This window comes from Moellerella wisconsensis (genome assembly GCF_022592395.1).
Classification (GTDB): Bacteria; Pseudomonadota; Gammaproteobacteria; order Enterobacterales; family Enterobacteriaceae; genus Moellerella; species Moellerella wisconsensis.
This window is the reverse complement of sequence record NZ_CP093242.1, coordinates 773,703-786,695: the sequence shown is the minus strand read 5'-3', so window position 1 is coordinate 786,695 and position 12,993 is coordinate 773,703. Positions and strand designations below refer to the sequence as shown.

At 39.2% G+C, this 12,993-nt stretch carries 13 protein-coding genes; 4 read left to right on the top strand and 9 right to left on the bottom strand.

Annotation, left to right across the window (positions count from 1 at the left end; genetic code table 11):
- Positions 1-127: 127 nt before the first annotated feature.
- Entirely contained in the window at positions 128-1,588 is a 1,461-nt protein-coding gene (pepD, locus tag MNY66_RS03330; protein ID WP_047255004.1) for a beta-Ala-His dipeptidase, read from the top strand.
- A 115-nt stretch (positions 1,589-1,703) separates the two neighbouring features.
- Here pepD and dinB read toward each other — a convergent pair whose 3' ends face one another.
- A complete protein-coding gene (gene dinB / locus MNY66_RS03325) occupies positions 1,704-2,759 on the bottom strand; it encodes a DNA polymerase IV (RefSeq protein WP_047255003.1) in 1,056 nt (351 codons plus the stop codon).
- Between the two features lie 420 nt (positions 2,760-3,179).
- Between dinB and MNY66_RS03320 the strand changes: the two genes are divergently transcribed.
- The 3 genes from MNY66_RS03320 to MNY66_RS03310 all read left to right on the top strand — a co-directional run bounded on the left by MNY66_RS03320 (position 3,180) and on the right by MNY66_RS03310 (position 5,288).
- Entirely contained in the window at positions 3,180-3,455 is a 276-nt protein-coding gene (locus MNY66_RS03320) for a DUF4282 domain-containing protein (RefSeq protein WP_241501437.1), read from the top strand.
- Positions 3,456-3,863: 408 nt separating this feature from the next.
- Positions 3,864-4,793, top strand: a complete 930-nt coding sequence (locus tag MNY66_RS03315; RefSeq protein WP_047255359.1) for a glycerophosphodiester phosphodiesterase family protein — start codon at positions 3,864-3,866, stop codon at positions 4,791-4,793.
- A 282-nt stretch (positions 4,794-5,075) separates the two neighbouring features.
- Complete coding sequence (locus tag MNY66_RS03310) at positions 5,076-5,288, top strand: CsbD family protein (RefSeq protein WP_047255360.1); 213 nt, start codon at positions 5,076-5,078, stop codon at positions 5,286-5,288.
- A gap of 181 nt (positions 5,289-5,469) precedes the next feature.
- Here MNY66_RS03310 and nqrM read toward each other — a convergent pair whose 3' ends face one another.
- The 8 genes from nqrM to MNY66_RS03270 all read right to left on the bottom strand — a co-directional run bounded on the left by nqrM (position 5,470) and on the right by MNY66_RS03270 (position 12,871).
- Positions 5,470-5,697, bottom strand: coding sequence for a (Na+)-NQR maturation NqrM (gene nqrM, locus MNY66_RS03305; protein WP_047255361.1), 228 nt, complete (start codon positions 5,695-5,697; stop codon positions 5,470-5,472).
- Positions 5,698-5,714: 17 nt separating this feature from the next.
- Positions 5,715-6,746, bottom strand: coding sequence for an FAD:protein FMN transferase (locus tag MNY66_RS03300; protein ID WP_047255362.1), 1,032 nt, complete (start codon positions 6,744-6,746; stop codon positions 5,715-5,717).
- Between the two features lie 275 nt (positions 6,747-7,021).
- Entirely contained in the window at positions 7,022-8,248 is a 1,227-nt protein-coding gene (gene nqrF / locus MNY66_RS03295) for an NADH:ubiquinone reductase (Na(+)-transporting) subunit F (protein ID WP_047255363.1), read from the bottom strand.
- Between the two features lie 15 nt (positions 8,249-8,263).
- A complete protein-coding gene (nqrE, locus tag MNY66_RS03290; protein WP_047255364.1) occupies positions 8,264-8,860 on the bottom strand; it encodes an NADH:ubiquinone reductase (Na(+)-transporting) subunit E in 597 nt (198 codons plus the stop codon).
- 8 nt (positions 8,861-8,868) lie between these two features.
- On the bottom strand, positions 8,869-9,498 hold the full coding sequence (locus tag MNY66_RS03285; protein WP_241501436.1) for an NADH:ubiquinone reductase (Na(+)-transporting) subunit D: 630 nt from the start codon (positions 9,496-9,498) through the stop codon (positions 8,869-8,871).
- Positions 9,491-10,285: a Na(+)-translocating NADH-quinone reductase subunit C gene (locus MNY66_RS03280; protein WP_241501435.1), complete on the bottom strand. Its 795-nt coding sequence runs from the start codon at positions 10,283-10,285 to the stop codon at positions 9,491-9,493. Before MNY66_RS03280 ends, MNY66_RS03285 begins: the two co-directional genes overlap by 8 nt.
- Entirely contained in the window at positions 10,278-11,516 is a 1,239-nt protein-coding gene (locus MNY66_RS03275; RefSeq protein WP_047255367.1) for an NADH:ubiquinone reductase (Na(+)-transporting) subunit B, read from the bottom strand. The genes MNY66_RS03280 and MNY66_RS03275 overlap by 8 nt, the downstream gene beginning before the upstream one ends.
- 5 nt (positions 11,517-11,521) lie before the next feature.
- A complete protein-coding gene (locus MNY66_RS03270; RefSeq protein WP_047255368.1) occupies positions 11,522-12,871 on the bottom strand; it encodes a Na(+)-translocating NADH-quinone reductase subunit A in 1,350 nt (449 codons plus the stop codon).
- Between the last annotated feature and the right edge of the window lie 122 nt (positions 12,872-12,993).

Sequence of the window (12,993 nt, the reverse complement as noted above, 5' to 3'; positions counted from 1 at the left end):
ATAACCGGTAAGAAAGTGATATGCTGAAGGTATTGAACTCAGGGACAGAATAACTGTGTTCCTGCGGCTTTATTCAGCATAATTTGCTAAAAACATAAAAAACTGATGCAGTCTAAGGAGATTGATCTTGTCTGAACTTTCCCAATTAAAACCACAGCCATTGTGGGATATCTTCGCAAAAATTTGTTCAATTCCTCATCCTTCTCATCATGAAGAAGCGCTTGCATCGCATATTATTCAATGGGCTAAAGATCAAGGCCTTCATGTTGAACGCGATCAAACCGGAAATTTATTAATCCGTAAACCTGCTACTGCGGGCTATGAAAACCGTAAACCGGTGGTTTTGCAAGCACACTTAGATATGGTGCCACAGAAAAATAATGAGACTGAACATGATTTTACTAAAGATCCTATTCGTCCGTATATTAATGGCGATTGGGTCACTGCCGACGGTACAACATTAGGCGCCGATAATGGTGTTGGTATGGCTTCAGCACTGGCTGTTTTAGCCGATAATAGCGTTGAACATGGCCCGTTAGAAGTACTGTTAACCATGACCGAAGAGACCGGGATGGACGGTGCCTTTGGATTACAACCAAACTGGCTGCAAGCCGAAATATTAATTAACACCGACTCAGAAGAAGAAGGTGAAATTTATATGGGCTGTGCTGGTGGTGTTGATTTTACAGCGAATTTTGCCCTCACTCGTGAAGCTATTCCTGCCGATTATCAAACTTTCACCCTGACATTAAAAGGCTTAAAAGGTGGACACTCCGGTGGCGATGTTCATTTAGGCTTAGGTAATGCGAATAAACTTCTGGCTCGCTTTTTAGCTGGTCATCAAGATGATTTAGCCCTGAAACTATTGGAGTTTAAAGGCGGAACTTTACGCAACGCTATCCCACGTGAAAGCCATGCAATCATCGCCGTTCCAAGCCATAAAGTGGCCGAACTCTCCGCCCTAAGAACCCGATATGAAGATATCCTAAAAAATGAACTCGCAGCCGTTGAACCGAATTTAATCTTAGTATTAGAAGAAACAACAACTCAGCTCAAAGCCATTAATGCTGATTGCCAATCTCGCTTTTTATTCTTCTTAAATGCGGCACCTAATGGTGTTATCCGTATGAGTGATGTGGCAAAAGGCGTGGTGGAAACCTCATTAAACGAAGGCGTTGTTGAAATGACTGAAGACAATGCGAGCGTAATTTTCTTGATCCGTTCATTAATTGATAGCGGCAAGAATTATGTTGTTAACATGCTGACTTCATTGACTAAATTAGCTGGTGCTGAATTTAAAGCGGAAGGTAGCTATCCCGGTTGGCAACCAGATGCTGATTCACCAGTTATGCACATTGTACGCGATACTTATAAAGATTTATTTGGCAAAGTACCGAACATCATGGTTATCCATGCGGGTCTAGAGTGCGGTTTATTTAAAAAACCTTACCCAGAAATGGATATGGTTTCTATCGGACCGACCATCCGTGGAGCACACTCACCGGATGAGCGTGTTCATATTGAAAGTGTGGGTCAATACTGGACCTTATTGACAGCGATTTTAAAAGCTATCCCCGTCAAAAATTAAATTATTTGCGCTGTATTTCAGTCCGAATATTAACTATCAAATACAGTAAACACACTGAATTATCAAAAGCACACCGAAATATGTGTGCTTTTTTAGTATCAGCTATAAAAATTCATCATAATTCTAGCAATAACTGGCGCTCAATTTGCGGGCTTTGTAATGTAACATGTAATCCTAGTAAGCGAACCCCCCGCCCTTCTCTACGACGGTTCCATATTTGCTGTGCAATATTCAATAAATCTGTCTTATCCAATAGTGGATAAACATGCTCTTGCGTAGTCTGTTGAAAGTCAGAAAATTTCATTTTCACTCCCTGACGCGCAATTCTTAAATCCGTTTTTACTTTGGCTAAACGGGTATGAAGTTCTTGAAATAAAACATCAAGCAAGCTAACGCACTCTTGCCAATCAAAAATATCCTGCGCCAAAGTTCGCTCCACCCCTACTGATTTACGTAAACGATCTGGCTCGATAGCTCGTTCATCTATTCCATGGCTACGTTGCCATAATACCTGACCAAATTTGCCAAGTTTTTTACTCAGCATCAGCCTATCTGAACGCTGGACATCAAGGCAAGTTTCTAATCCCATATCCGCTAACCTCTGCGCAGTTACCTTTCCCACGCCAGGAATTTTTCTCAGTGGTAAATCAGCAACAAATGAATCAATTTGTTCTGGTGAAATCACAAACTGGCCATTGGGTTTATTCATATCAGAAGCTATTTTGGCTAAAAACTTCACCGGAGCTATGCCCGCAGACGCAGTTAGATTCAATTCAGTAAATATTTGCTGACGAATAGCCTGCGCAATTAATGTGGCAGAACCTTGGCAATGAAGGCTATCAGTTACATCTAGATAAGCTTCATCAAGAGAAAGAGGTTCAATAAGATCGGTATAGCGAGAAAAAATTTGTCGAATTTGTAGTGAGGCTTGCTTGTAGACCGCCATACGTCCAGCAATAACTTTTAACTCAGGGCACAAACGTAATGCCATTGCAGTTGACATAGCACTGCGAACGCCAAAACGACGAGCTAAATAATTGGCGGTACTGATCACCCCACGTCTATCTGCACTTCCCCCGACTGCGATCGGTAAATCACGCAATGAGGGATCATCACGCATTTCAATAGCCGCATAAAAGCAATCCATATCAACATGAATAATTTTACGCACATCAACCTCAGAAACCAATCATCAACAATAAATCAACTGGTTAAATATACAGTTAATTTACTATATGTGCAATTTCAATTGCATAAAAAAGGTTCTTTCTATTAAATAATAAAACTCCTACATTAGAGGTAAATTCTTTAATTACAATTATTAGATGATAAAAATAGATAAATATAATAATAAAAATAAAATATCAAAATAATTAACGGATACTGAATTATATAGATTATTTTTATAACTGACTCATTAGTAAAAAATAGAATAATACAGTCAATCAAGAGAACTTAATTTAAATTACTTTCAATATGGAATAGGAATAATTTGACTTTATGTGCTACATTATGATGGCTATAGGTTATATTAATACTATAAAAACGATGCTAAATAAAAATCAGAGAAAACAATGATAAAGGAATAAATATGTTAAAGAATCTATTCACCTTCGAAAATATGGTAACGCCTAAAATAATAAATATTCTTTATTGGATTGGTTTACTCAGCGTACTAATTACTGGATTATTTACCATGAGTGGTGGTCCTTATAGCCCAATGACATTTCAGACCTTTATTGTTGGTCTTATCTCTATCGTTCTAGGCGCATTATTTACCCGTATTTTTTGTGAGATGATCATTGTCGTATTTAATATATATTCAAAATTAAAAGAAATTAATGAAAATCTAAAAAATAAAATCTAATTATTATTTTATTCCAACGGATGTTTTATTCACTAAAACGTCCGTTGTTTTTATTTATCATACTAAATTACTTATCTCTCAATCCAATTTTCGAGTACCCACATCATAACCTCAAACATAAAAAATTAATTAAACTTTAATAATTATTTAATCTAATTTAGTTAATAACAATTATATCATTGATATTAACTAAATTATAAAAATAATAACCTAGACAGTTTCATCCTATGAATATTCTTAACCTAATAGTATTAATTTTAAAAGTTACTCCTAAATAATTCTAATTATGGCAACATAATCGCTAAAAGTTGAGCACTAAAAAATTAAATGAGTTATAAAATCCGAGCATTATTTTTAACTATTTGAAATATAAGATACACATAGATAATACATCAAAGGAAATTATTAATGAGTAAAATAATCAAAACCACGATACGAAAAGGATTTACTGTGTGCTTATTTCTTTTAATCGGCTTTAGTGCCATAGGCGCATCACAATCCCCAGAAATTGTAGCTCACCGCGCTGGAACAGCCGATGCCCCAGAAAACACCTATCTAGCAATTGATACCGCACTAAAAAATCATGCCGATGCTATTTGGATCAGTATTCAGCCGACCAAAGATGCTAAATTTGTTCTATATCGCCCCAGTGATCTTAATGCATTAACGGATATGAGTGGTAAGGTTTCCAAGTATACGGCTAACGAATTAAAAAAGGCCAATGCGGCGACTAAATTTAACGATAAAAATAAAACCAAATATATGCTGCCTATTACGGCAATTCCTGAATTACAAGAAACATTACGACGCTACCCTGCGACTCAATTCTATATTGATTTAAAATCACCTGATACAAATGCAACATTGCAAGCCAAACAATTACTTAATGTTCTCAACAAAACCAATGCTTTTTCTCGTACTCGCTTTTATTCCACTGATAGTAATTATATTAATGCGTTAACGACTCTATCAGATAAAATCCAAGTATTTGAAAGTCGAGATGAGACACGAACTATTTTAGCAAATAGTATTATGGAGCATTTATGTGAATTACCTAAAGCTCAAATAACCTCTTCTAATGCCGGGAAAAAACGCTGGTATGGTTTTGAATTACGTCGCCAAGTAGAAGTTGTAGAGCATTATACGCTCGGTGAAGCACGCTCTCCGGCAACATTAATTTGGGATAAATCTGCCATTGAATGTTTTAGGAAAAATGATGATGCCTATATTATGCTATTTGGTATAAATACCCTTGAGGATTACCAGTTAGCGAAACAATTAGGCGCTGATGCAGTCATGGTTGACTCGCCAAAATTATTCTACACATCAAATAAATAATAAAAATAATTACCTCTGTAGGGATATCAATGTTGGTTCATCTAGTCATTAATTTATGACAGTAGATTTATTTTAAATATCTCTACAATTTATCTCTAGCAATCACCATCCAATGCTTTTGCAACTAATCAAATTGACGGTATATCATCACCATAGTGTCATTTTGATCAAATAAAACTAACTTAGTTTATTTTATTGCTAAGCCTGATTTATTTTAATCTATTGTGTTAGGCTAGAAGGCGATTACTTATCCATCGTATCGATTAATGATAAATAGGAGTCATGATGAAAGATAAAATTGCAGGAGACTGGAATTTAATTAAAGGTCATATCATTGAAAAATGGGGGAAACTAACTAATAACGAGTTAGATATTATTGATGGTACCCGCGAACAGTTGATAGGTAAATTACAACAGCATTATGGTTATTCATTTGAAGAAGCTGATGAAGAAGTACGTAAATGGGAAGGTGAAAATCCGTATCCATGGAAGTAATTAATTATTATTTTTCAGCCTTATGTCAATCAACATAAGGCTGAGAAACAAATTCACTATCATAACTGACTAAAAACTAGCCTCCCTTACTGATTGAATTATCAATGTTCAGGGAGAAGAATTAAAAAATAAAAGTTCCGGAAGAATATTTTAAAAACAATAGACTAAGCAGTAGCAATAATTAAACAATCCGATTCTTAGCTAATTTTGCCTGCCGAGCTTCTTCGCGAGCCATACGTTTTTTACGCGCATCACAAGGTTCAGGGCAATCACACACTTTATCAACCCCTATACTGCTTAGCCCACCGCAGCTTCCTTGAATGCTCTTTCGCTTAATAATATAACCCAACGACATTCCTAAAAATGCCAGTAGGAAAAAGATAAAGGCAGCGACAAATACCTCTAACATTGCAGTTTCCTCTCTATTTAGGATTTTTTCTGTAAATAAGGTTCGAAAGCCTTAGTATAGCGCTCTTCAAAACCATTTTCTGTTTTGATAATCATAAAAACAGGAATATTCAGCTCTTCTGCAACTTTTAAACCTTCCACTGGACCCAGAACATTTAGACCAGTAGAAAATCCATCTGCACTCATACAAGAAGGAGCTAATACCGTAATTGATACTAAATTATGTGCAATCGGTTTCCCGGTTTTAGGGTCGATAGTATGAGAAAAACGTACACCATCCTGTTCAAAGAAATTACGATAATCACCAGAAGTAGCAATTGAAACATCTCCTGGTTCAATAATTTCTTGTACACTTTGATCTGTACCGTTAACCGCCGGTTTTTCAATCGCTATGCGCCAAGGAACATCCTTGCCATTTTTGCCTTTAGTTCGAACTTCACCACCAATATCAACCATATAGTTATTAATATTTTGTGATTCTAAATATTCAGCCACTACATCCACACCATAACCTTTAGCAATTGACGATAAATCAACATACAGCTCAGGTATGGTTTTAATTAAGTTATTACCTTGAATAGATAGCTTCTCAATACCAGTCCATGCCCGGCGTGCCGCTAACTGTTCATCCGAGGGCTCTTTGGTAACACGGCCTTCTGGGCCAAAGCCCCATAAATTAACTAAAGGCCCAACAGTGACATCTAAAGCACCTTGGGTCAGCTTATTAATCCTGATCGCATCTTCGACTACTTTGGCTGTAGCAGCAGAAACAGGGAAAGGTGTATTTACTTCGCGGAATTGATTAAATCTACTGAGCTCGGAATTAGGACGATATGTCGACATTTGATCATTAACTTCTTCAAGCAAATCATCAATTTTAGCCTGAATATTTTCAGTTGAAGGAGAGTCGCTATCAGTAACATACTTTATGGAGTAGTAAGTCCCCATCGTTTGGCCTTGCAGATTTTTTTGTTCAGGTCCACCACAAGCACTCAGCAATATGATGGAGATAAACACAACTATCGATCCTAACAATTTTTTTCTCAGCATAATTTTTCTCGGGCTCGGTATATTTTCTGCGATATAAATTTGTCGGTATATTGCTACTAGCGCTATAAGTTATATCTTCGGCTATCGGTTTAATATCCTTATCTAGTTGATATCCTATCTATTACTGAACATCACTAGCATCAGATCACTAGCGCCCACCATAAAGTGGGCGCTAAATTTACCGGATGGGGAAACAATCCCATACTACTGGCAGGCTAAAAAAATATAAATACAATAATTACAGCCTGTTACATTATTAACAATGAAAGCAATAATTAGCCACCAAAGTCATCCAGTAAGATGTTTTCATCTTCAACGCCCAGATCCTTCAACATCTTAATTACCGCAGCATTCATCACTGGCGGTCCACACATGTAGAATTCACAATCTTCTGGCGCTGGGTGATCTCGTAGGTAGTTTTCATACAGAACATTATGAATAAACCCAGTATAACCATCCCAATTATCTTCAGGCAGAGCATCAGATAGTGCGACATTCCAAGTAAAGTTTTCATTTTCAGCAGCCAGCTGATCAAAATCTTCCACATAGAACATTTCACGTTTAGAACGTGCACCATACCAGAAGCTAATCTTACGTTTAGAATTTAAGCGTTTTAGCTGGTCAAAGATATGTGAACGCATTGGTGCCATACCTGCACCACCACCGATAAAGATCATTTCAGCATCGGTATCTTTGGCAAAGAAATCACCAAATGGTCCCGAAATCGTGACTTTATCGCCTGGTTTTAGTGACCAAATATAAGATGACATAATACCAGGAGGAGCCTCTGAATTACGCGGAGGTGGCGTTGCTATACGCACGTTCAGCATAATCATACCGTATTCTTCTGGGTAGTTAGCCATTGAATAAGCACGAACCGTCGGTTCTTTAACCTCAGAGACAAAGCGGAATAAATTATGTTTATCCCAATCTTCACGGTATTCTTCAGGAACATCAAAGTCTTCATAACGCACGGTATGAGGCGGGCATTCAATTTGAATGTATCCACCAGCGCGGAATGGAACAATTTCACCATCAGGAATTTTTAATTTCAGTTCTTTAATGAAAGTGGCTTTATTATCGTTAGAGATAACCTCACACTCCCATTTTTTCACCCCAAAAATTTCTTCTGGTAATTCAATTTTCAAATCTTGTTTAACGTTGACCTGACACGATAAACGGCAGCCTTCTTTCGCTTCACGCTTGCTGATATGAGAAAGCTCGGTAGGTAAAATATCGCCGCCACCTTCTTTGATGGTGACACGACATTGTCCACAAGTCCCGCCGCCGCCACAGGCTGAAGATACAAAAACCCCCTGATTAGCCAGCATATTTAACAGTTTATCACCCGCTGGGGCTTCAAAACTCTTATCAGGATCACCGTTAATTTCTACTTTAATTTCCCCTGTATTAACCAGTTTAGATTTTGCGAACAGGATTAATCCCGTCAAAACTAAAACTATTAGGGTAAACATTACTACGCCAAGAATAATAATATCCATCAGTTCTTCTCGCCTTTATAGCTGCACACCGGAGAAAGACATAAAGCCTAATGCCATCAAACCGGTGGTGACAAAGGTGATGCCCAAGCCTTTCAGACCTGCCGGAACATCGGCATATTTCATTTTTTCACGGATTGACGCCAACAGAACAATTGCCAGCATCCAGCCGATACCTGAAGCAAAGCCGTAAACAACAGATTCACTAAAGTTATAATCGCGCTGAGCCATGAAAGAAACCCCACCAAAAATTGCACAGTTAACGGTAATCAACGGTAAGAAGATACCCAGTGCATTATATAATGATGGAAAATAACGGTCTAAAATCATCTCAAGGATCTGAACCAGAGCTGCAATCACACCGATAAAGGTAATAAAGTTAAGAAAACTTAAATCTACTCCTTCAATCAATGCACCATCGCGCAGGATCAGGTTATAAACCAAGTTGTTCGCAGGAACTGAAATTCCTAAAACAACCGTAACCGCAATACCCAAACCAAATGCAGTTTTAACATTTTTGGATACTGCTAAGAATGTACACATCCCCAAGAAAAAGGCTAACGCCATGTTTTCAATAAAGACTGCACGAACAAATAGGCTAATATAATGTTCCATAGTATCGGTTAGTCCTTCTCAATCTGGGCTGGTTTGAACGTCCGTAGACCCCAAATCAGCAAGCCGATAATAAAGAATGCACTCGGCGCCAGTAGGAACAGACCATTAGGCATATACCAGCCGCCATTTTGCAGTGATTCAAATACAGTGACACCGAATAATTTACCTGACCCAAATAACTCGCGCAGGAATCCGACTAACACTAAAATGACACCGTAGCCAAGGCCATTACCGATACCATCCATGAAGCTTTCAATCGGTGGCGCTTTCATGGCGTAAGCTTCGGCACGACCCATCACAATACAGTTGGTGATAATCAAACCAACAAATACTGATAATTGTTTAGAAATTTCATAAGCATATGCACGAAGTATTTGGTCAACAACAATAACCAAAGATGCAATTATTGCCATCTGAACAATAATTCGAACACTGCCCGGTATAAAGTTACGGATTAAAGAGATAAAAAAGTTAGAGAATGCAGTAACTAAAGTTACTGCAATGGTCATAACCAGTGCAGTTTCGAGTTTAGTCGTTACTGCCAAGGCCGAACATACCCCTAAAATCTGTAATGCAATTGGGTTGTTATCAAATAACGGACCGAGAAGAACCCGTTTAATTTCTTTAGAATCAGCCATTTTTCAACGCTCCTTCGCGAACTTTTTTCAGGAACGGACCAAAGCCGTTATCGCCCAGCCAGAAATCAAACATAGATTGAATTCCGTTTGACGTCAGAGTTGCGCCTGATAAACCATCAATGCCATACGGGCTGTCAGTGGTTCCACTACGAACAACTTTTATTGCCGCAACACCTTGCTCATTAAATAGTTTTTTACCGTTCCATTGAGCACGCCATTGTGGGTTATCGACTTCACCACCCAGTCCCGGAGTTTCACCGTGTGAGTAGTAAGTGATACCTCGAACAGTAACACCATCAGCATCAACAGCCACGAATGCGTACATTATTGACCACAGACCTGAACCATATACCGGTAAAATGATTTTCGAGACTTCGCCCGCATCGTCTTTTACCAAGTAAATTTCTGCTGAATTAGCACGACGACGGATTTTCGCCAGATCTTCGGCCGGTGATAATGCAATACTGGTTTCGTCGCTACGCAGTTCATCATTCAGATCATATTTAGCTTTACCATCTGATAACTCACCGGTTTTAAAATTCAATAGCTTAGGTGTAATGCGAGAATCATACAGCGCATTAATTTCACTTGCGGCCATTTTAGGCTGTAGAAGCCCAGCAACATCCAGAATATTACGCTGTTTATCTAGCATAATTTGTTCTTGTTGCTGAGATTTAAGCCCAACTGCAGAACCTGCAACAACGACAGAACAGACTAAACACAGAATAAATACGACAAGGAATGTTCTTCCGATACTGTCTTTATTTTTTGGTTTTTCATTAGCCACGGGCTTTTCTCCGCTTAATATTTGCCTGAACGACCAGATAATCAAACAGCGGCGCAAATAAGTTAGCAAACAATATTGCCAGCATCATACCTTCTGGATATGCTGGGTTTGCGACCCTGATTAACACACACATTACCCCAATTAAAATACCGTATGCCCATTTACCTTTATCGGTAAATGAAGCCGATACTGGATCGGTGGCCATAAAAATCATACCAAAGGCGAAACCACCCAACACCATATGCCAATACCAAGGCATAGCAAATAAGGCATTAGTTTCTGAGCCGATAGCATTAAATAAATAAGAGATCGCTATCATCCCTATCATTACGCCAGCAACAATTCGCCATGAGGCGATACGGAAAAATAGGATTAACGCGCCACCAATAAAAATCATCAGTGTAGAAACTTCACCGATAGACCCTGGAATGTTGCCTAAAAAAGCCTGCATCCAAGTAATTGGTTCATTAGTCACGGTATTTACTAACGCATGATTACCACCTGCTGCCCATTGTGATAATGGTGTCGCGCCAGAGAAACCATCCGCAGCCGTCCATACTAAGTCACCCGAAATTTGTGCTGGGTAAGCAAAGAATAAGAAAGCACGACCGGCTAATGCAGGGTTCAAGAAGTTACGGCCTGTTCCACCAAAAATTTCTTTCGCAATAACCACACCAAAGGTGATCCCTAATGCGGCTTGCCATAACGGCATGGTTGGCGGAACAATCAAGGCGAATAGTATTGAGGAGATGAAAAAACCTTCGTTAATTTCATGCCCGCGGATCATACCGAATAGTACTTCCCAGAATCCACCAACCAAGAAGACCACAAGATAGATAGGCATAAAATATACTGCGCCTAACAACATCTTGCTTCCCCATCCGGCATCAGGTGTCAGCGATGCACCTAAGAATTGAGCCACACGGTAATGCCAATCAGACGCCAAAACTTGCTGCAGCTCAGCACCACTGTACAAATGATTCAACCCTGGAATAGCTTGGTTACCGACGTTATACATTCCCCAAAACATCGCTGGGAATACGGCGAGCCAAACGAGGATCATCATTCGTTTAAGATCAATCGTATCGCGAACATGCGAACGCCCATGAGTCACTGTGCCTGGTGTATAGAAAATGGTCGCTACGGCTTCATACAGCACGTAGTATTTTTCTAGTTTTCCACCGGGTTCAAAATGGTGCTCATATTTTTCAAGTAAATTTTTCAGACCCATTGGAATTACCCTTCTAACTCAATCTTGGTTAGTACATCACGTAGTACCGGTCCATATTCATACTTGGCCGGACAAACATACGTACACAGTCCCAGATCTTCTTCATCAAGTTCGAGACAACCTAATGCTTGAGAACCCTCAGTATCACCCACCAGAAGATCACGCAGTAAATGAGTGATCATGATGTCGAGAGGCATCACCCGCTCATAGTTACCAATTGGCACCATTGAACGCTCACCACCATTCATTGTCGTCGTGAAGTTAAAACGTTTATTCTTCAGGAAATGACCGATAGTTGTTCGTGTAATCGTGAATTTATTGATACCCGGCATAATCCAACCAAATAGCTCTTTCTCACGGCCTTCACGTAATACCGCGACCGAATTATGGAAACGCCCTAAATAATGATGAGCCTCATCACATTGAACACCCCATAAAATTGAGCCTGAAATAATCCGGTTTTCACCGTCTTTTAACTGACCGGCAGTTATCTCTAGGATATCAGCACCAAGACGTGTGCGGATCAAGCGTGGTTTTTCAACCTGAGGGCCAGCTAAAGAAATAACGCGATCTGTATACAAATAACCGGTGGTAAATAATTTACCGATAGCGATAACATCTTGATAATTCAGATGCCATACCCGTTTATTCATACTTACTGGCTCAAGGAAATGAATATGTGTTCCCACTAAACCGGCAGGATGAGGACCAGCAAACTCGGTATAAACCAGCTGATCGCTAGTTGTCAGCTTCGGCAACTGGCCTGCACCATGACAAATGTGCACTTTACCGTCAGTTAATTTAGACAGAACCTGAAGGCCATCATTAAATGCCTGCTGCTGTTGATTAATCACGACTAATGGATCTGCCGCCAGCGGATTGGTATCCATCGCAGTAACAAAAATAGCTAAAGGCGATGATCCAGGCTTTGGAGAATGGCTGAATGGACGCGTTCTTAATGCTGTCCATAGCCCCGATTGCAGCAAGTTTTCTTCAACTTGTTCACGGGTAAGATTGACAAGTTGCGCGCTATCATAAGATGCAAACGTAACCTGATCATCCTCATTACCATTCACTTCAATCACGACAGATTGCAGTACACGACGCTCACCACGATTAATATGTGTAATCGTGCCGCTTGCTGGGCTAGTAAATATTACCCCTGGGTTCTTTTTATCTTCAAAAAGAGCCTGCCCTTTTTTTACTTGCTCGCCTTCTTTTACCAGCATAGAAGGACGCATTCCCACATATTCTTCACCTAGCAACGCTACATGTTGAATCTGTGGTCCGTCTTCTATTACTTGGGCTGGCTCACCTGCAATAGGGAGGTTGAGACCTTTTTTAATTTTAATCATAAGATATGCACAAGTTTATCAGTTAAACCCTAAGCTAGTAGTTTCATTAGAAACCATAGCAACTCAGTAATAAAAAACACTCAAGTTATAAAAATAACTCGAGCTTATAATTCTCCGATAAA

Bases quoted from the DNA above. Each gene is read 5' to 3' on its own strand.
- MNY66_RS03315 (WP_047255359.1), top strand. From the start codon at position 3,864: ATGAGTAAAATAATCAAAACCACGATACGAAAAGGATTTACTGTGTGC.
- nqrM (WP_047255361.1), bottom strand. From the start codon at position 5,697: ATGTTAGAGGTATTTGTCGCTGCCTTTATCTTTTTCCTACTGGCATTT.
- MNY66_RS03300 (WP_047255362.1), bottom strand. From the start codon at position 6,746: ATGCTGAGAAAAAAATTGTTAGGATCGATAGTTGTGTTTATCTCCATC.
- MNY66_RS03285 (WP_241501436.1), bottom strand. From the start codon at position 9,498: ATGGCTGATTCTAAAGAAATTAAACGGGTTCTTCTCGGTCCGTTATTT.
- MNY66_RS03275 (WP_047255367.1), bottom strand. From the start codon at position 11,516: ATGGGTCTGAAAAATTTACTTGAAAAATATGAGCACCATTTTGAACCC.
- MNY66_RS03320 (WP_241501437.1), top strand. From the start codon at position 3,180: ATGTTAAAGAATCTATTCACCTTCGAAAATATGGTAACGCCTAAAATA.
- MNY66_RS03310 (WP_047255360.1), top strand. From the start codon at position 5,076: ATGATGAAAGATAAAATTGCAGGAGACTGGAATTTAATTAAAGGTCAT.
- nqrF (WP_047255363.1), bottom strand. From the start codon at position 8,248: ATGGATATTATTATTCTTGGCGTAGTAATGTTTACCCTAATAGTTTTA.
- MNY66_RS03270 (WP_047255368.1), bottom strand. From the start codon at position 12,871: ATGATTAAAATTAAAAAAGGTCTCAACCTCCCTATTGCAGGTGAGCCA.
- nqrE (WP_047255364.1), bottom strand. From the start codon at position 8,860: ATGGAACATTATATTAGCCTATTTGTTCGTGCAGTCTTTATTGAAAAC.